This is a genomic window from Terrabacter sp. 2TAF16, assembly GCF_052115065.1.
Taxonomy (GTDB): domain Bacteria; phylum Actinomycetota; class Actinomycetes; order Actinomycetales; family Dermatophilaceae; genus Terrabacter.
Genome location: NZ_JBFRFZ010000005.1, coordinates 217851 through 236722, shown reverse-complemented (window position 1 = coordinate 236722; position 18872 = coordinate 217851). Strand labels below are relative to the sequence as shown.

Genomic DNA, 18872 nt, shown 5'->3' with positions numbered 1-18872 from the left:
GGCGTCAGGCCTGCTCGCCGAACGCGATGCTGATGCTGTCACCGACACGGCGGTAGCCCATCGCCGTGTAGATGGCGTTCGACGTCGGGTTGGCGAGGTCGGTGTAGAGCATGCAGGCCTCGCCCGCGTCGAGGCGGGCGCTGCTGAGGGCGGCGACGACACCGCTCGCGTAGCCGTGTCCGCGCAGCTCCGGTGGGGTCCACACCCCTGAGATGCGGGTGACACCGCCGCTGGCGGGGGAGGCGTAGGCCATCGACACGGTGCCCCCGGCGTCCTCCCAGAGGCCCACCCGTCCGTCGGCGACGTGCCGGTCGAGCGATGGGACGACCCGGCCCTGGCCCTCGATCGCGTCGACGAACTGCTGGTGCCAGCCGTCGACGAGCGCCGTGTCGGCGTCCGTCGCGAGCCGGAAGGAGCCGCTCACCTCGAAGGGCACGTGCGGCGGCGTCGGGAGGTCGAAGCGGCCCACCTCCATGGCGACCCTCGACGTCGCTCCCGTGCGCGCGACCCACTCCGTGGCGAAGGCCTCGGCCGGTCTGCGCTGGCCGCCGACGCCGGGCAGCACGTCGCACTGGTCCGCGAGCAGGGCCGCGAGGTCGCGGGCCTCGTCGGCGCTGGCGAGCCCGATGTGCAGCGGATGGGGCGGCGTGTGCATGAACGCGCCGACGACCGCACCCGACGCGTCGGTGGCGGCCCACCACCGGGCCCCGACGTAGCGGCTCCGGTCGACGACGAGACCGTCCGTCACGCTCGCGACGACGCTCAGTGCCTCCGGCTCGCGCGCCACGAGGCCCGCGAACCGAGCCTGTGCCTCGGCGGCGTCGGTGACGAGCGTGAACGTGCTGGAGGAGCGCGGCATACGGCAACTGTCGCAAAGGTCGTGGGACGTCGCGACCGGATTCCGGGCCCGACCGCGGGATCGGCGTGTCGGTCTCCTGCGCAGGCCGTGGGCGCGGTGGCTGTGGGCTCGGTGTCCCGACACCGCGGTCTTCGTGCCGTGGCTCGTCGACTACCGGCAGACCCTACCGGTGACCGGCGTGGTGACCACGGTCACCGGTCTCGTGCTCTGCCTGTCGACGGTCACCTCGGACACCGACCCGCGCCGTGGCGCTCGTGCGCGTGGTGTCAGACGTGGGCGACGACCTCGGCGTGGGTCATCGCGAACCACGCGTCGGGGTGCCTCGACCAGTCCTGCCACGCGGCGCTGATCTCCGCGAGCTCGTCGGCCGTGACGAGACCGCGCTCGAGCGCCTGCGCCGCGAAGGTCGACTCGAGCGTGCGCCGTGCCCACGTGCCGCCCCACCACGCGCACTGCTCGGGCGTCGCGTACGTCCACAGCGAGGCCGACGGCGTGAGCCGGGAGAGACCGGCCGCGTGCGCCCAGGCGACGAGGTGGCGGCCGGCGTCCGGCTCGGCGTGGTTGAGGCGCGCGAGGTGGCGGTACAGCTCGAGCCAGCGGGTCATCCCCTGCGACGCCGGGTGCCACACCATCGAGGCGTAGTCGACGTCGCGCACCGCGACGACGCCACCGGGGCGCGTGACCCGCGCCATCTCGCGCAGGGCTCCCACGGGGTCGGGGAGGTGCTGGAGCACCTGGTGCGCGTGGACGACGTCGAAGGACCCGGCGGCATACGGAAGGGCCATGACGTCGGCGCGCTCGAAGCGGGTGCGCTCGTCACCTCGCGCGGCGGCGTGGCTGCGGGCCTGCTCGAGGGGGCCGTCGACGTTCTCGACCCCGACCACGACGCCCGAGGGGCCGACGGCCGCGGCGAGGTCGAGGGTGATCGTGCCGGGCCCGCAGCCGACGTCGAGGACCCGCAGGCCGTCGTGCAGGTGGGGGAGCAGGTAGGCCGCCGAGTCGGCGGCCGTCCGCGCGCCGTGCGACGCGAGGACGCTCGCGTGGTGACCGTGGAGGTAGACGTCCGCCATGGCGCGACGCTACGCCTCGTCCGCGGCACGAGGTGGGGCCGTCCACGCACGACGAAGGCCCGCCCCAGGACGGGGCGGGCCTCCACCGAGTGCCGTGACCGGGTGGTCTCAGCTCACTTGGTGAGCGGGGCCAGCGTCGGGTCGTTCGCGTAGGCCTCGGCTGCGTTCTCCTTGGTCACGATGACCGGGGGGAGCAGGTTGGCCGGGACGACCTTGACACCGTTGTTGTAGGACTTGGTGTCGTTGACCGTCGGGGCCTGGCCCTTCTGGAGGGCGGTGACCATGGCGATGGTCTCCTTGACGAGGTTGCGGGTGTCCTTGTTGATCGTGGAGTACTGCTCACCCGCCATGATCGACTTGACCGACTCGACCTCGGAGTCCTGGCCGGTCACGATCGGCACGGGCTTGCCGGCCGCCTTGACCGAGGTGATGATCGCGCGGGCCAGGGTGTCGTTGGGCGACAGGACGCCGTCGAGCGCTGCGCTCGTGTAGTTGGCCGCGAGGAGCGTGTCCATGCGCTTCTGGGCGTTCTCGGCCTTCCAGCCCTGGGTGACGACCTGGTTGAAGTCCTTCTGGCCGGAGACGACCTTGAGGGTGCCGTCGTCGATCTTCGGCTGGAGCACCTTCATGGCGCCGTCGAAGAAGACCTGGGCGTTCGCGTCGTCGGGCGAGCCGGCGAAGAGCTCGATGTTGTACGGGCCGTTCGGCTTCTTCTTGGCCATGCCGTCGAGCAGGGCCTGACCCTGCAGCTCGCCGACCTTGAAGTTGTCGTAGGCCACGTAGTAGTCCACGGCCGCGGTGTTCTTCACGAGACGGTCGTAGGCGATGACTGTCGCGCCGGCGTCCTTGGCGGCCTTGAGCTGGGTGCCCAGCTGCGAGCCGTCGATGGCGCCGACGACGATGACCTTGGCGCCCTTGGTGACCATGGCGGAGATCTGGTTCTGCTGCTCGGACACGCCGCCGTTGGCGAACTGGACGTCGCCCTGGAATCCGGCTGCCGACAGGCCGTCCTTGAACAGCTGCTCGGCGAGCACCCAGTTCTCCGACGTCTTCTGCGGCAGGGCGACGCCGATGACGGCGTTGGCGGGGAATCCCGCCGCAGCGGATCCGCCGTTCGATGCGCCCGGCGTCGTGCCGGTGTCGCTGCTCCGACCGCAACCGGTCAGAACAAGGGCGGCCACAGCCGTGACGCCCAGCACCTTGGTAAAGGTACGCATGTGCTCTCTTTCCTCTCATCGCGTCCGGGCGGAGCGCGGATCCCTCTCGGTCGCGGGCGGGCGCCCTGACCGGGTCTCTGGTGGTTCTTGGGTGGGTCTGGGGGGGTTTCGTCGGGCCGAGCCGGCGGCTCAGCTGGACTGGCGGATGGTCTCGGAGACGGGAGTCGTCTCGGTGGCCGCGGACGGCGACGGTGGGGCGGATGAGTCGTCGTCGCTTCCGCCGCGTCGGAAGTTGCGGGTCAGCATGCCGAGGAGCGACACGCGGCCCTGCGACTTGTTGTAGACGTCGAAGGCGACGGCGACGAGGAGCACGAGGCCCTTGATCATCTGCGTCGCGTCGGCGCCGATTCCCTTGAGCTGCAGGCCGTTGTTGAGCACGGCCATGACGAGGCCTCCGACGATGGAGCCGACGACGGTGCCGACACCGCCGGTGACGGCGGCGCCACCGATGAAGACGGCGGCGATGGCGTCGAGCTCCCAGCCGACACCGTCGGACGGACCGGAGGCGGTCGAGCGCGCCACGAAGATCATGCCGGCGAGGGCCGCCAGGATCGACATGTTCATCATGACGAGGAAGTTGACCTTCTTGCTCTTCACACCGGACAGCTCGGCCGCGTGGCGGTTGCCGCCGACGGCGTAGATGTGGCGGCCGATGACGGTGCGGTTGGAGATGAAGCCGTAGAGCAGGACGAGCACGGCCAGGATGATCCCGGAGATGGGGAAGGACGTGCCGGGGCGGCCGGAGCCGAAGAGCAGCGTCGCACCGATGATGGCGGCGCAGATCAGGCCGAGCCGCACCCACATGACCCACGCCTCCTCGACGTCGGCTCCGAGCTTGACGAGGGCGCGACGGCTGCGGAGGCTGCCGACGACGATCCCGACGGCGAGCAGCAGCCCGATGAGGACGGTGAGGTTGTTGTAGCCGGTGTCAGGCCCGACCTCGGGGAGGTAGCCGCCGCCGATGACCTGGAAGTCCTCGGAGACCGGCACCGAGTTGGACTTGCCGACGTACTGGTTCGCGCCGCGGAAGAGCAGCATGCCCGAGAGCGTCACGATGAACGCCGGGATGCCGACGTAGGCGGTCCACATCCCCTGCCACGCCCCGACGAGGGCGCCGATCGCGAGGCCGAGGAGGATGCCCATCCACCAGCTGAGGTTCCAGTCACGCATCGCGATGGCCACGCAGATGCCGACGAACGCCGCGACGGAGCCGACGGACAGGTCGATGTGGCCGGCGATGATGACGAGCACCATGCCGATGGCGAGCACGAGGATGTAGGAGTTCTGCTGGAAGATGTTGATGACGTTGTCCGGCGTGAGCGTCAGCCCGCCGGTCCAGATCTGGAAGAAGATGATCAGCGCCACGAGGGCGAAGATCATGCCGAGCTGACGGGTGTCGCCACCGAAGATCTTCTTGACCTTGTCCATGGGTGCAGTCCTGGCTGTGTCGGGTGTGGATGGGGGAGGTGTCGGGTCCGGCGTCTCGGCGCCGGTCACGCGCTCTCGCGCGTGGTCGCCTCGGAGCCGCCGTGGGTGCGCCGGGTCATGAGGCGCATCAGGGACTCCTGGTCGGCCTCCTCACGGGACAGCACGCCGGTGACCGCGCCCTCGGCGATCGTGTAGATGCGGTCGGACAGGCCGATCAGCTCGGGGAGCTCGGACGAGACGAGGATGACGCCCTTGCCCTCCGAGGCCATCCTCTGGATGATCCCGTAGATCTCGAACTTGGCGCCGACGTCGATGCCGCGCGTGGGCTCGTCGAGGATGAGCAGGTCCGGCTCGGTGAAGAGCCACTTCGCGAGGACGACCTTCTGCTGGTTGCCGCCGGAGAGCTTCGAGACCCCCTCGTCGACGTTGGGAGCCTTGGTGCGCAGGGACTTCCGATAGGACTCGGCGAAGTTGTACTCCTCGCGCTCGTCGACGACGAAGCCGTGGGTGATGCGCGAGAGCCGCGCCGAGACCGTGGTGCGCTTGATGTCGTCGAGGAGGTTGAGACCCAACGTCTTGCGGTCCTCGGTGACGTAGGCGAGGCCGGCGTCGATGGCGTCGGAGACGGACCGCAGTCGCACCTCCTTGCCGTCCTTGAGGATGGTGCCCTCGACGTAGGTGCCGTAGGAGCGGCCGAAGAGGCTGCGCATGAGCTCGGTGCGCCCGGCGCCCATGAGGCCGGCGAAGCCGACGATCTCGCCGCGGCGGACGAAGAAGTCGCTGTGCTTGGCCACGAGCCGGTCGGCCACGCTGGGGTGGCGCACCGTCCAGTTGCGCACCTCGAAGAAGACCTCGCCGATGTCGGGGGTGTGGTCGGGGAAGCGCGACTCGAGGTCACGGCCGACCATGCCGCGGATGATGCGGTTCTCGTCGACGCCGTCCTCCTTCACGCGGAGGGTCTCGATCGACTTGCCGTCGCGGATGATGGTGATGGAGTCGGCGATCTGCTCGATCTCGTTGAGCTTGTGGCTGATCATGATGCAGGTGACGCCCTTGGAGCGCAGCCCCGCGATGAGGTCGAGCAGGTGCTGGGAGTCGCCCTCGTTCAGCGCGGCGGTCGGCTCGTCGAGGATGAGCAGCTTGACGTCCTTGGAGAGCGCCTTGGCGATCTCGACGAGCTGTTGCTTGCCGACGCCGATGTCACGGATCTTGGTGTCGGGCTCCTCGTCGAGGCCGACGCGGGCGAGCAGCTCGCGCGCCTTGACGCGGGTCGAGAGCCAGTTGATGACGCCGCTCCTGGCCGTCTCGTTGCCGAGGAAGATGTTCTCGGCGATCGACATCTCCGGGATGAGCGCGAGCTCCTGGTGGATGATGACGATGCCGGCGTGCTCGCTGTCGCGGATGTTGTTGAACTCGCACAGCTGACCCTCGAAGTGGATCTCGCCGTCGTAGGTGCCCGCGGGGTGCACCCCTGAGAGCACCTTCATGAGGGTGGACTTGCCGGCGCCGTTCTCCCCGCAGATCGCGTGGACCTCTCCGCGGCGCACGGCCATGGAGACGTTCGAGAGCGCCTTGACGCCGGGGAACTCCTTGGTGATGTCCCGCATCTCGAGGATGACGCTGCCGGGCGGGTTCGCGGCGGGGGCCGCGGCGCCGGTGCTGTCCGCACCCGAGGATCCAGGAGCCGGGATGGAGGGGTCGCTCATCTGGTCGTCAGCACTCCTTTGTGGTGTTTCGTGAGGCGCGAACGCCCTCCCCGATTGTTGCTCACCGTTCACCCGTGCGTGGCCGAACACCCCGTCGTGTTGTCACAAGGACGTCACGATGTCTGGACGAGTTCGACCGCACCTGCCGATCCGGCAGGCTCACTGAACACGCGGGGCTACTCGCCGGTCAAGCCCGTGACCGGTTCCTGTCCGGTCAGGACGGGAAGTGGACAGGACACGGGCCAACGGGGCATCCCGGGCGGCCGATATCCTGCCGGGGTTCCGCACCCGCGCGCACGAGTCACGCCGCGCCGTGCACCCTGCACCACTCGAGGAGTCCCGGTGGCCCTGCACATGTCGTCCCTGTTCCTGCGAACCCTTCGCGAGGACCCGGCGGACGCAGAGGTCCCGAGCCACCGGCTGCTCGTCCGCGCCGGCTACGTGCGGCGGGTCAGCCCCGGTGTCTACACGTGGCTGCCCCTCGGCCTGCGCGTCCTGCGCAACGTCGAGAAGATCGTCCGCGAGGAGATGGACGCCATCGGCGCCCAGGAGCTGCTCTTCCCGGCGCTGCTGCCCAAGGAGCCCTTCGAGGCCACCGGTCGCTGGACCGAGTACGGCGACAACATCTTCCGCCTCCAGGACCGCAAGGGCGCCCACCACCTCCTCGGCCCGACCCACGAGGAGATGTTCACCCTCACGGTCAAGGACCTCTACAGCTCCTACAAGGACCTGCCGCTCTCGATCTACCAGATCCAGACGAAGTACCGCGACGAGGCGCGACCTCGTGCCGGCGTGCTGCGCGGCCGCGAGTTCGTCATGAAGGACAGCTACTCCTTCGACGTCGACGCCGCCGGCCTCGAGAAGAGCTACCAGCTGCACCGCGAGGCCTACGTCCGCATCTTCGACCGCCTCGGCTTCCACTACGTCATCGTCGAGGCGATGGCGGGCGCCATGGGCGGCAGCAAGAGCGAGGAGTTCCTCGCGACGGCCGAGGTCGGCGAGGACACCTACGTGCGGTGCACGAGCTGCGGGTATGCCGCCAACGTCGAGGCCGTGCGTGTGCCCACCCCCGACCCCGTCGGCTGGGACGGCGTGCCCGCCGCGCACGCCGAGGACACGCCCGACACCCCGACCATCGACACGCTCGTCGCACACCTCAACGAGCGCTTCCCGCGCGAGGACCGCCCGTGGGCCGCCGGCGACACGTTGAAGAACGTCGTCGTGACGCTCGTCCAGCCCGACGGCACCCGCGAGCCGCTCGCCATCGGCGTCCCCGGTGACCGCGAGGTCGACGAGAAGCGCCTTGGCGCGCAGGTCGAGCCGGCGGAGGTGGAGGCCTTCACCGAGGCAGACTTCGCGGCCAACCCGGCGCTCGTCAAGGGCTACATCGGCCCGGGTGCGCTCGGGCTCGAGGGCACGACCGGCATCCGCTACCTCCTCGACCCCCGGATCGCAGAGGGCAGCCGCTGGGTCACCGGCGCCAACGTCGCCGGCCAGCACGTCATCGACCTCGTCGCCGGTCGCGACTTCGCGGCTGACGGCACCATCGAGGCCGCCGAGGTCCGCGCCGGTGACGCCTGCCCGAACTGCGACCACACGCTCTCGACGGCCCGCGGCATCGAGATGGGCCACGTCTTCCAGCTCGGCACGAAGTACGCCGAGGCGCTCGATCTCAAGGTGCTCGACCAGAACGGCAAGCTCGTCACGGTCGTCATGGGCTCCTACGGGGTCGGTGTCTCGCGCGCCGTGGCGTGCGTCGTCGAGGGCAACCACGACGAGTCGGGGATCATCTGGCCGCGCGAGCTCGCACCCGCCGACGTCCACGTCGTCGTGGCCGGCAAGGACGAGGCCCTCTTCGTCAAGGCCGAGGAGATCGCCCGCGAGCTCGAGATCCAGGGCCTCACCGTCCTCGTCGACGACCGCAAGGGCGTCAGCCCCGGCGTGAAGTTCAAGGACTCCGAGCTCGTCGGCATCCCGACGATCCTCGTCATCGGCCGCGGCCTCGCCGACGGGACGGTCGAGATCAAGGACCGTCGCACGGGCGAGCGCCGGGAGGTCGCCGTCGACGACGCCGTGGCCGCTCTGACCGCCGAGGTCACCGCGGAGGTCGAGCGCTCGTGACGGCGGCCGTCCCGCCCGTGCGGGCCGTCCTCTTCGACTGGGGCGGCACCATCACGCCCTGGCACGAGGTGGACTTCCACGCGACGTGGGGGGCGTATGCCGCCGGGCTCGGTCACACGGGCGACACGCACGCCGCGTTCGTCGCGGCCATCTGCGCGGCCGAGGACGCCGCGTGGCGCCGCGGACGCAGCGGCGGCGGCAGCGCACGCCTGCACGAGCTGCTCGAGTCGGTCGGCGTCACGGACGGCCACCCGGGCGCCGAGGAGGCGCTCACGGCATACCGCGCCTTGTGGGAGCCGCACACGATCACGGCGCCGGAGATCCGCCCGCTGTGGGAAAGCCTGCGCGAGAAGGGGATTCGTGTCGGTGTGCTGTCCAACACGCTGTGGGACCGCGACTACCACCGGTCGATCTTCGAGCGGGACGGCGTCCTCGACCTCGTCGACGTCGACGTCTACTCCAGCGAGACCCCGTGGGTGAAGCCGCAGCCCGAGATCTTCGCCCACGCCGCCCGTGCGGCCGGTGTCGAGCCCGCTGAGTGCGCCTACGTCGGCGACCGGTCCTACGAGGACGTGCACGGTCCGCAGCAGGTCGGCATGCGCGCCATCTGGGTGCCGCACTCGAGCATCCCGCTCGACCAGCAGGTCTCGCACGACGCGACGCCCGACGCCGTGGCGCACGAGATCACCGACGTGCTGACGATCGTCGAGTCCTGGAACGCCCGCGCCGACGGTGCGGACGCGTGAGCGACCCGACCCTCACGACCCTCGCGTTCCTCGCGGCCGCGGCGTTCGTCGCGGGCTGGATCGACGCCGTCGTCGGTGGCGGCGGCCTCGTGCAGCTGCCGGCGCTGCTCATCGGCCTCCCCGGCGCGTCGCCGGCGCAGCTGCTCGCGACGAACAAGTTCGGCTCGATCTTCGGCACGGCGACGAGCTCGGTCACCTTCTACCGTCGCGTGCGCCCCGACCTGCGCACGGCGCTGCCGATGGCGGCCGTCGCCTACGTCGGGTCGATCGGCGGGGCGCTCATCGGGCTGCACATCCCCAAGTCGGCCTTCAACCCGATCATCCTCGTGCTCCTCGTCCTCGTCGGTGCGTACACGCTCTTCAAGCCGGACCTCGGCTCGGAGTCGATCCGCCGCTTCCACGGCGCCAAGCACACCGTGCTCGCGATGCTGACCGGCTTCAGCATCGGGGTCTACGACGGCGCGCTGGGCCCGGGCACCGGCAGCTTCCTCGTCTTCGCCCTCGTGGGCCTGCTCGGCTACAACTTCCTCGAGGCGAGCGCCAAGGCCAAGATCGCGAACTTCGCGACGAACCTCGGTGCGCTGACCGTCTTCCTGCCGATGGGTCTCGTCATCTTCAAGGTCGGTGTCGTCATCGCCGGGGCCAACCTGCTCGGCGGCTACGTCGGGGCGCGCACGGCCGTGGCGAAGGGCAGCGGCTTCGTGCGCGTCGTCTTCGTCCTCGTCGTCAGCGCCTTCATCGTCAAGATCGGCGGGAGCCTGCTCGGCTGGTGGCCCTGACGGGTCGGACCGGTTGAGTCGGACCCGTCGGGTCGGGTCTCAGGCACGGGCCACGACGAGGCGGCGGTAGGTGGGGATGAGCACCCGACGAGCCGGCTCGCGATCGGAGCGGACGCCACGGGCCTGAGTACGTCGGCTCAGCGCGGGTGGTATCCGCTCACCGTAAACTGCCCGCACGGCTCCGGAGGGGGCCACGACGCCGAGTCAGGGAGGGCCGCGTTCGCATGTCCAGTCGCCCGTCCAGCCGGATCGTCGGGGTCAGCGCGCACGTCGCCGAGCACGTCCTCACCATCGAGGAGGTCGAGGCCCGCGTCGTCGGCGCGAGCGACGGCTTCGTGCCTCCGACCGGGGTCCTCGGACGTCTCACGGGAGTGCGGCGCATCCACCACGCCGGTCCCGACACGCAGGCGTCCGACCTGGCCGCAGAGGCGGCGCGCACGTCACTGGCCTTGCTGGGCCTCGACGTCGCCGACGTCGACCTCCTCGTCTTCGCCTCGGCGTCGCAGGACCTCGTCGAGCCCGCCACCGCGCACATCGTGGCCGACCTGCTCGGTGCCCGGTGCCCCGTCATGGACGTCAAGAACGCGTGCAACTCCTGGCTCAACGGCGTCCAGGTCGCCGAGGCCCTCATCGCCACGGGGCAGTACGAACGAGTGCTCGTCGTCACCGGTGAGATGCCGTCGCGCGCGGCGCGATGGCGCGTGCGCGACGCCCGGCAGTTCGTCGAGTCGGTGCCCGGCTACACCATGAGTGACGCGGGGGCCGCAGCGCTCGTCGAGCGAGCCTCTCCCGGCGCGCGCGGACAGATCCTGCACCGCTGGTTCACCGCGGAGTCGCGGCACTGGTCCGTGGGCCAGCTCCCCGCCGGGGGCACCCGCCATCCTCGCGACGTCGAGAAGGGCTACTTCGTCATGGACGGAGCGAGACTGCGTCAGGCGTTCGACAGCGTCGACGTGGAGGAGATCCACCGAGCCCTGAAGGCCGACGGTCTCGGGGTCGAGGACTTCGCGGCCGTCGCCGTCCACCAGGTCGCGATGCCCTACCTCGACGTCTTTGCCGCACGCCTCGGCCTGCGTCGCGACCTCGTCGTCGAGACGCTGCCCGACCACGGCAACTGCGCCTCCGCCACCCTGCCCCTCCAGTGGCAGCAGATCGAGCGGCTCGACCTGGCCCGCCCGGGCGAGCCCGTCCTGCTCGTGGGCCTGGCCGGAGGCATCAGCGTGGGCACGATGGCGGTGCGGTGGTGAACGCTCCCGCGCCCCTGGGTGCCGGGGGAGTCCGCCTCTGGGTCGTCGTCCCGGCCTTCAACGAGCAGGAGGGCATCGGGCGGACCATCGCCGCGATCGCAGCGCAGCGTGACCGCGACTTCACGCTCGTCGTCGTCGACAACGCCAGCACGGACGGGACCGCGGACGAGGTCGAAAGGGTCTGTGCGGCATACGATCTCGGCGTCTCGATCGTCACCGAGCCGCGCAAGGGCACGGGCGCGGCCTCCGACACGGGTGTGCGCCACGCCATCGCGCACGGAGCGACGCACGTGCTGCGCACCGACGCCGACACGGTGCCGGTCCGCGAGTGGACCGCCGTCGGTCGGCGTGCCTTCGCCGGCGGCGCCGACCTCGTGACCGGGCCGATGCGGGCGCGCACCGACGAGGTGCGCCTGCAGCCGTGGGAACGGGTCGTGCTGCCCGGGGTCATCGGCCTGTGCCAGACGTTCGGCCGCTTCCGTCCGAGCAACCGGTCTCCCGAGCTGCACGGGCCCTACCGGATGAGCCCCGGCTGCAACATCGGTGTCAGCGCCGCGGCCTACGAGGCGAGCGGTGGCTTTCCGCGCACCGCCATCGAGGAGGTCCACGAGGACCGGGAGCTCGTCAACCGGGTGCGCCGGGTCAGCTCCCGCATCGAGTACCACCGTGGCCTCGTCGTGCACGCGTCGGTGCGACGCCTCCGGGCCTACGGCCTGCGCAACACCCTGCGGTGGTACCTCGACCACGGCCACCACCCCGACGTCGTCGACGTCCGGGGCGTCGCGTGAGGGCGCTCGCGCGCACCGACCCGGGGAGCCGCTGGGAGTCACGGCTGATCCGCTCGGCACACCCCGTCGTGGCCCGCGTCGTCGACGTGGCCGTGTCGCGGCGCGGAGTGGTACGCGTGCCCGGCGTCGGCGTGCTCGTGGCGGACCCGCGGTCGGCACGGCGGGTGCTCACCGACACCGACGCCTTCGCCAAGAACGGCCCGGGGTCGTCCGGAGCACTCTGGACCCCGGTGCTCGGCGACCGGGTGCTGCTCAACATGGAGGGCGACGACCACCGCGGCCTGCGGCACACCCTCGCCGACCTCTTCTCGCCCCGGGTCGTGCGCGAGGTCTGCGACGCGGCGGCCCGTCCCATCGTCGCGGGGGCCGCGGCGCGGCTGCGCGTGGGGGAGGAGCTCGACGTCGTCCGGCTCGCCCGTGAGGTGTCCGCCGCCGTGATCGGGGCGGTCGTCGGGCTCGACCCCGAGACCCCGCCGTCGGTGCTCCTCGAGGCGAGCGACGCCATCGAGTCGATGGTCACGTGGCGCACCCGCACCTTCGACGACGCCGCGGCACAGCGGGCGCGCGCGGCGCTCGCCGTGGTGCAGAACGCCGCCGAGTCGTCCCATGCCGCCGCCTCGTCCGCCACGGTCATGGGTCGGCTGGCAGAGCGGGGCGCCGCGCTCGACGACGCGCGGTCGCTGGCCGCCGCGCTCTTCCTCACCGGCACGGGCACGGTCAGCAGTGCGTTGCCGCGGATCGTCGGCCAGCTGGCCGATGCGGGCCTGCTCGAGCCTCGCGCGGCGACGGCGTGCCGGCTCGACGACGTGGTCGCCGAGGGTCTGCGCATGACGACGCCGAGCCTCGCGACCCTGCGACGGGTCGTTCGCCCGACCGAGATCGACGGGGTCCGGCTTCGCGCCGACGAGCGCGTCGTCGTGCTCCTGTGGTGGGCGACGCGGCGCGACGGGGGCTTCGAGCCGGGACGACCCGCCACGGGCGACCTGCGCCACCTGTGGTTCGGAGCCGGCTCGCACTTCTGCCTCGGCGCCCCCCTCGCGCTCGCCGAGCTGCAGGCCATGACCGGCATGCTCCTGGAGCTCGCGGGAGAGCACGGGCTCGTCGTGACGTCGCGTCGGGCCGCCCGACGCGTTCTCGTGCCGAGATACGCCGAGCTCACGGTCCGCTGCCCGGCCGCCAACCGTGCGAGGGCGAGGGCGGGCTCGGGGGCGGGCGCGACCGGCGCCAGGAGCGCGGGCCGGGCGGCATGACCGACGGGGCCGACCTCGTCACGGCGCTCCTCGCCCGGGCGGCCACCGAGCCGCACCGGGTGGCGATCCGGGACCACCGGGCCCGGTCGGTCACCTACGGCGAGCTCGGCTGCGACGTCCGTGCCGTGGCGGCCCACCTCACCGCCCACGGGGTCGGGCCGGGTGACGGGGTGCTGCTCGCCGTCCGGCCCTCGCCGCGCGCCGTGGCGGCTGCACTCGGTGTCGTGCTGGCCGGGGGTGTCGTCGTCGTGGCCGACCCCGGCGCGGGGCAGGCGCTGCTCGACGTGCGGCGTCGCGTCGTGCCCGTGCACGCGGCGGTCGCGGACACCCTCGTGCACGCCGCCGGTCACCGGCCGCTCTCGGCACTGCTCGCGCGCCTGCCGGCCACGTCGGGCCTGCAGCTGCCCGACCTGTCTACGGCCGGGCTCGTCCACGTCGTCACCGGTCCACGGCTCCCCGGGGTGCCGCGCTCCGCCACCCGGTGGGAGCACCTGCCGCCGGCGCATTCGGCACCCGTCGTCGGGGACCCCGTGCGCGACGCACTCGTCGTCTTCACGTCGGGCTCGACCGCCGCGCCCCGTGCGGTCGTGCACACCCTCGCGTCGCTCTCGGCGGGGGTCGGCGCCGCCGTCTCGGCACTCGGCCTCGACACCGACGACACCATGCACACCGACCAGCTGATGATCGGCCTGCCGACCCTCGTGGCCGGTGCGGTCTGGTCGCTGCCGCCGGTCACGGCGTCACCGGACGCGTGGCTGCGGCAGGCGGCACGCGAGTCAGCCACCCACGCGTACGCCGTCCCGGCCAAGGTGCTCGCAGCGGCCACCCGAGGACTGCCACCGACCGTGCGTCACGTCGCCATGGGTGGGGCCCCCGTGCTGCCGGCCACGGTGCGACGTCTCGAGGTGCTGGCCCCGGGCGTGGACGTGCGCGCCGTCTACGGACTCACCGAAGCGCTGCCGGTCGCCGTCGCCACCGGGGCCGACGTGCTGGCGTCACCCTCCGGGCGCACGAGCCTCGGGCGGCCACTACCCGGCGTCGCGGTGCGCATCGACGAGCCGGGGACTGACGGGGTGGGCGAGGTCGTCGTGCGGGCGGCGCAGGCGCGGCACCGTCTCGCGGGGGAGCCGCCGAGTCAGGAGGTGCGCACCGGCGACCTCGGCGAGCTGGCCGCCGACGGCACGCTCCTGCTCGCCGGTCGGGCCAAGAACATGATCATCCGCGGACAGGCCAACATCTACCCGGAGCTCGTCGAGCCGCTCCTCCTCGACCGGCTCGGCGACGTCGTCCGCGACTGTGCCCTCGTCGGGCTGCCCGACGCGGTCTCGGGCGACGAGCACGTCGTCCTCGCCGTCGTCCCGGTCGGCGGCCTCGGCAGAGCCCACCCGTCGACGGCGTCACGGGTGAGCCGTCTCGTCCACGGCGCCTGGGCGGCGCTCGCCGACGAGGCCTGGCGTCCCGACGACGTCGTCCTCGTCGACGCGCTGCCGCGGCGGGGCCGCTCCGGCGTGGTCGACCTCGATGCGCTGCGGGCCGTCGTCTCCCACGACCGGGCGGGTGCGGTCCGATGAGGGTCGCCGTGACCGGAGCCAGCGGCTTCGTGGGCGCCGCTGTCGTCGACCGGCTGCTCGACCGTGGCCACGAGGTGCTCGCACTGTCCCGGCGACCGGTTCGGGCGCGCCCCGGGCTCGTGCACCGTCCGTGGGACCTCACGACCGGTGTCCTGCCCGACCCGTCGCCTGTCGACGTCGTCGTCCATGCCGCCGCGCACGTCGACGAGTGGGCACCCCGGGCCGTCCACGACGCCGTCACCGTGGGCGGCACGCGTGCGGTCCTCGCGACGTGGCCCCGCGCCAGAGTCGTGCTCGTCTCGTCGTGCAGCGTCTACCCCCTTCGGCCCCCCGCCGGCTCCGGGCACGTCTTCACCGAGGACGTGCCGGTGACGACGCACCACCTGTCCTCCTACTCGCGCGCCAAGGCCGACCAGGAGCGGCTCGTCCTCGGGCGCGCGGGCAGCGTCGTGCTCCGACCCCACGCCGTCCACGGTCCCGGCGACCCGACCCTCCTCCCGCGGCTCGAGCGCGCCCGACGCCGTGGCCGGCTGCTGTGTCCCGGCAGCGCTGACACGCTCGTCCACCTCACGGACGTGCGGTTGGTGGCAGATGCGGCCGTCGCCGCCAGCGAATCCGTTCGCGGCACAGCGGTGCTCAACGTCGCCGATGATCACGCTCTGCCGCTCGCCGTGGTCGCGGCCGGTGTCGCCAAGGCCAACGGATGGCCCGAGCGCCCGCTCCTCACCGGAGCGGGCGTCGCCTGGGCCGCGGCGCTGGCCCTCGAGGCCACCGCCCGGCTGACCCGGGCGTCCACGCCTCCGCTGCTCACGGCATACGTCGTCTCGCACCTCGCGGTCACGCGCGTCTTCGACACGACCAGGCTGCGCGAGCAGCTCGGCGTCCTGCCGGCTGCGACAGACCTGTCCCGATGGCGCCACGAGAGCACGGGCCACGGGGACGGCGACTCATACGACTGACACCCCGTCGACACAGCGCACGCACAGGGTCCGCCACAAATGTGTGTGACATGACCTCTCTCGCCCTCCCCGAGAGCCGCGACCTCTCGGTGCCGGCCGCGTCACGACGCCAGGCCCTTGCTCCGACGCCCCGCTGGTGGCGCGACGCCTCCGCCGTCTTCGCCTGGGGGGTCACGCTCTTCGTCGTGGCCCTCTGGGTCGCGGGGGGAGGGCTGGCCGCCTTCGGCTCGCTGGGTGAGAGCCTCACCAACATCGGCCGCCTCGCCGGGCTCGTCGCCTCGGTGCTGATGCTCCTGCAGGTGCTGCTCATGGCGCGCATCCCGCTCGTCGAGCAGGCCTGGGGACAGGACGAGCTCGCCCGCGTGCACCGGCTCGTCGGCTTCACCTCGTTCAACCTCATGATCGCCCACATCGCCCTCGTCACCGTCGGCTACAGCGCCGGCACCGACCTCGGCGTCGTCGCCACCTTCGTCGACCAGGTCCTGCACTCCCCGGGCATGCTGCTCGCCCTCGCCGGCACGATCGCGCTCGTCATGGTCGTCGTCACCTCCGTGAAGAAGGCTCGGGCCAGGCTGCGCTTCGAGTCGTGGCACCTGCTGCACCTCTACGCCTACCTCGGGGCCGGCCTCGCGCTGCCGCACCAGCTCTGGACGGGGGCGGACTTCAACGCGAACGTCACCGCGACGGTGTTCTGGTGGGGTCTGTACGCCTTTGCACTGGTCGCCGTCCTCGTCTACCGGGTGGGTCTGCCGCTCATCCGCTCGCGCCGCCACCGTCTGGTCGTCTCCGCGGTCGTCGCCGAGTCCCCGACCGTGACCTCCGTCGTCATGACGGGGCGCCGCCTCGACCGTCTGCCCGTCCGTGCCGGCCAGTTCTTCCAGTGGCGCTTCCTCGACGGCGCGGGCTGGACCCGAGGCAACCCGTACTCGCTGTCCGCCGCGCCCGACGGTCGCTCCCTCCGGATCACGGCCGAGGCCGTCGGTGGCTCGAGCGCACGCCTCGCGACCCTCCGCCCGGGCACCAAGGTCCTCGTCGAGGGTCCGTACGGCCGCCTGCACGCCGGGGTCCGCACGAGGGAGAAGGCCGTGCTCATCGGAGCCGGCATCGGCATCACGCCGCTGCGCGCCATCCTCGAGGAGCTTCCCGCGTCGCCGGACGGTGTCGTCGTCATCTATCGCGTCGGAAGCCAGTCCGACATCGTCCTCGGCGACGAGCTGCTCGACCTCGCCCGCGCCAAGGGCGGCCGCGTCGTCGCCGTCGTCGGCCACCGCAACCGCGAGCGCGACAGCTGGCTCCCCGTCGACTCACGACACCTCAGCGACGTCGAGGCCTTGACCCGGATCGTCCCCGACATCGCCGAGCGCGACGTCTACGTGTGCGGCAACCCCGCCTGGATGGACACCGTCATCACCGCCGCCCACGAGGCGGGCGTACCCCAGGACGCCGTCCACCACGAGCGCTTCGCCTACTGAGACCTCGCAGCCGTCGCGCCCGACTCCGTGACGTGCGAACCGAACCGAACCGAATCGAGCCCCCCAATGCGTCGCATCGTCCTCTGGGCCATGAGCACCCTGACCGTGCTCGTCCTCCTCTTCAGCTACAGCACGTCCCGCAGCTCGTCCGCCGTCGTGGCCGCCGAGACCCGGCCGGTGACGGCGAGCAGCAAGACCTCCGACAGCACCGGCTCCACGTCCGGGTCGTCGTCCGCGTCCTCGACCGACTCCTCCGGTCAGGAGCCGGCCGACGACACGACCACCGACGACACGACCACCTCGGGCACGACTTCGTCGGGCTCGAGCTCGTCGGGCTCGTCCTCGGGCTCGTCCGGCTCGACGAGCACCTCGTCCGCGGCCAAGACGTATGCCGGTGACGCGGTCATGACCCGCTACGGCAACGTCCAGGTCCAGATCACCGTCACGAGCGGCAAGATCACGGCCGCCGAGGTGCTCCAGGTCCCCTGGAACGACCGGCACGACCAGATGATCAACTCGGCCGCCGTCCCGGTCTACAACCAGGAGGCCGTCAGCGCCCAGTCGGCGCAGATCGACGTCGTGTCCGGTGCCACGTACACGTGGGACGGCTACACGCAGTCCCTTCAGTCCGCCATCGACCAGGCCAACCTCTGAGGCACTCTTGAGACAGGCGACCAAGGAGCGAACCATGAGCCGACCCGTCACCCGACCGCGCCAGCCCGGCGTCCCCGACCCCGCCCCGGCCCCGGCACGGCGCGCATGGGTCGAGCAGATCATGGGCATGCCGATCTCCATCCACCTGCGGGGCGCCGACGTCGACGGTCTCGCCGCCCACGAGGCGGTGGCGTCGGCCTTCCGGATCCTGCGCGAGATGGACTCGATCTTCTCGACCTACCGCGAGGACTCCGACCTCATGCGGCTGCGCCGCGAGGAGGTGCAGGTCTCGCAGTGCAGTCCCCTCGTCGAGGAGGCGCTGCGCATCGGGCAGGAGGCCGAGGTGCTCACCCGGGGGGCGTTCACGACCCTGCTGCCCACGGGCGACGGTGACCTCGCGTTCGACCCGACCGGCCTCGTCAAGGGGTGGGCCGTCGACCGTGCGTCCGTGCCCCTGTCCGACCTGGAGCGGATCTCCTTCTGCATCAACGCCGGTGGCGACATCCTGATCGGCGCCCACGCCGACATGCCCGCTGACGGACCCGAGGCCATCGCCTGGCGGATCGGCGTCGAGGATCCTCTCGACCGGCAGCGGATCGCGAACACCCTGACGCTGACGCGCGGGGCCGTGGCGACCTCGGGGACCGCGGCCCGGGGCGCCCACCTCTACGACCCGGCGTCCGGTGAGCTCGTCGGACGTCCCGGATCGGTGACGGTGACCGGACCGACCCTGCTCTGGGCCGACATCTGGGCCACGGCACTCTTCGTCGGCTCGGAGCGGACGAGCGAAGCCTTCGCCACGAACGCGACGGACTACCTCTCGACGGCCCTCTGAGCCGCCCTGGCGCGTCCGGGCGCCGGCCGCTCGGCCGCTCGGCCGCCCGGGCGCCGGCCGCCCGGGCGCCGGCCGCTCGGGGGATGCTCCGCAAGGACAAAAGGCGCACGGCTGCCCGAACCGGGAAGGCCTTGAGGCTTTCTTGCGGAAACCATGCGTGCCCGGGGGTT

Annotated in this window: 16 protein-coding genes; 11 read left to right on the top strand and 5 right to left on the bottom strand. The window is 71.8% G+C overall.

The window, feature by feature from the left end:
• Window positions 1-4 precede the first annotated feature (4 nt).
• From AB4Z14_RS08310 to mmsA, 5 genes are all read right to left on the bottom strand, one after another.
• Window positions 5-859, bottom strand: coding sequence for a GNAT family N-acetyltransferase (locus AB4Z14_RS08310; RefSeq protein ID WP_442274797.1), 855 nt, complete (start codon window positions 857-859; stop codon window positions 5-7).
• 266 nt (window positions 860-1125) lie between these two features.
• Window positions 1126-1929 carry a methyltransferase domain-containing protein gene (locus AB4Z14_RS08305; RefSeq protein WP_442274796.1) on the bottom strand — a complete coding sequence of 268 codons (804 nt, stop codon included), beginning with the start codon at window positions 1927-1929 and terminating at the stop codon, window positions 1126-1128.
• Between the two features lie 113 nt (window positions 1930-2042).
• Window positions 2043-3146, bottom strand: a complete 1104-nt coding sequence (locus tag AB4Z14_RS08300; protein WP_442274795.1) for a substrate-binding domain-containing protein — start codon at window positions 3144-3146, stop codon at window positions 2043-2045.
• 129 nt (window positions 3147-3275) lie between these two features.
• The gene (gene mmsB / locus AB4Z14_RS08295) at window positions 3276-4574 is read right to left on the bottom strand and encodes a multiple monosaccharide ABC transporter permease (protein ID WP_056769927.1); all 1299 of its coding nucleotides are present in this window, start codon (window positions 4572-4574) and stop codon (window positions 3276-3278) included.
• A gap of 65 nt (window positions 4575-4639) precedes the next feature.
• On the bottom strand, window positions 4640-6181 hold the full coding sequence (gene mmsA / locus AB4Z14_RS08290) for a multiple monosaccharide ABC transporter ATP-binding protein (protein ID WP_442274880.1): 1542 nt from the start codon (window positions 6179-6181) through the stop codon (window positions 4640-4642).
• A 441-nt stretch (window positions 6182-6622) separates the two neighbouring features.
• Here mmsA and AB4Z14_RS08285 point away from each other — a divergent pair, with 441 nt between their 5' ends.
• The 11 genes from AB4Z14_RS08285 to AB4Z14_RS08235 all read left to right on the top strand — a co-directional run bounded on the left by AB4Z14_RS08285 (window position 6623) and on the right by AB4Z14_RS08235 (window position 18702).
• The gene (locus tag AB4Z14_RS08285; RefSeq protein WP_442274794.1) at window positions 6623-8401 is read left to right on the top strand and encodes a proline--tRNA ligase; all 1779 of its coding nucleotides are present in this window, start codon (window positions 6623-6625) and stop codon (window positions 8399-8401) included.
• The gene (locus tag AB4Z14_RS08280) at window positions 8398-9147 is read left to right on the top strand and encodes an HAD family hydrolase (protein WP_442274793.1); all 750 of its coding nucleotides are present in this window, start codon (window positions 8398-8400) and stop codon (window positions 9145-9147) included. Before AB4Z14_RS08285 ends, AB4Z14_RS08280 begins: the two co-directional genes overlap by 4 nt.
• Complete coding sequence (locus AB4Z14_RS08275; protein ID WP_442274792.1) at window positions 9144-9926, top strand: TSUP family transporter; 783 nt, start codon at window positions 9144-9146, stop codon at window positions 9924-9926. The genes AB4Z14_RS08280 and AB4Z14_RS08275 overlap by 4 nt, the downstream gene beginning before the upstream one ends.
• A gap of 224 nt (window positions 9927-10150) precedes the next feature.
• Window positions 10151-11173, top strand: a complete 1023-nt coding sequence (locus tag AB4Z14_RS08270) for a 3-oxoacyl-ACP synthase III family protein (RefSeq protein ID WP_442274791.1) — start codon at window positions 10151-10153, stop codon at window positions 11171-11173.
• Window positions 11167-11961 carry a glycosyltransferase family 2 protein gene (locus tag AB4Z14_RS08265; protein WP_442274790.1) on the top strand — a complete coding sequence of 265 codons (795 nt, stop codon included), beginning with the start codon at window positions 11167-11169 and terminating at the stop codon, window positions 11959-11961. The genes AB4Z14_RS08270 and AB4Z14_RS08265 overlap by 7 nt, the downstream gene beginning before the upstream one ends.
• Complete coding sequence (locus tag AB4Z14_RS08260; RefSeq protein ID WP_442274789.1) at window positions 11958-13211, top strand: cytochrome P450; 1254 nt, start codon at window positions 11958-11960, stop codon at window positions 13209-13211. Before AB4Z14_RS08265 ends, AB4Z14_RS08260 begins: the two co-directional genes overlap by 4 nt.
• Complete coding sequence (locus AB4Z14_RS08255) at window positions 13208-14782, top strand: class I adenylate-forming enzyme family protein (RefSeq protein WP_442274788.1); 1575 nt, start codon at window positions 13208-13210, stop codon at window positions 14780-14782. Before AB4Z14_RS08260 ends, AB4Z14_RS08255 begins: the two co-directional genes overlap by 4 nt.
• A gap of 8 nt (window positions 14783-14790) precedes the next feature.
• Window positions 14791-15741: an NAD-dependent epimerase/dehydratase family protein gene (locus AB4Z14_RS08250; protein WP_442274787.1), complete on the top strand. Its 951-nt coding sequence runs from the start codon at window positions 14791-14793 to the stop codon at window positions 15739-15741.
• A 50-nt stretch (window positions 15742-15791) separates the two neighbouring features.
• Entirely contained in the window at window positions 15792-17213 is a 1422-nt protein-coding gene (locus tag AB4Z14_RS08245; protein ID WP_442274786.1) for a ferredoxin reductase family protein, read from the top strand.
• Window positions 17214-17279: 66 nt separating this feature from the next.
• Window positions 17280-17867, top strand: coding sequence for an FMN-binding protein (locus AB4Z14_RS08240; protein WP_442274785.1), 588 nt, complete (start codon window positions 17280-17282; stop codon window positions 17865-17867).
• Between the two features lie 34 nt (window positions 17868-17901).
• Window positions 17902-18702 carry an FAD:protein FMN transferase gene (locus tag AB4Z14_RS08235; protein WP_442274784.1) on the top strand — a complete coding sequence of 267 codons (801 nt, stop codon included), beginning with the start codon at window positions 17902-17904 and terminating at the stop codon, window positions 18700-18702.
• The last annotated feature ends 170 nt before the right edge of the window (window positions 18703-18872 follow it).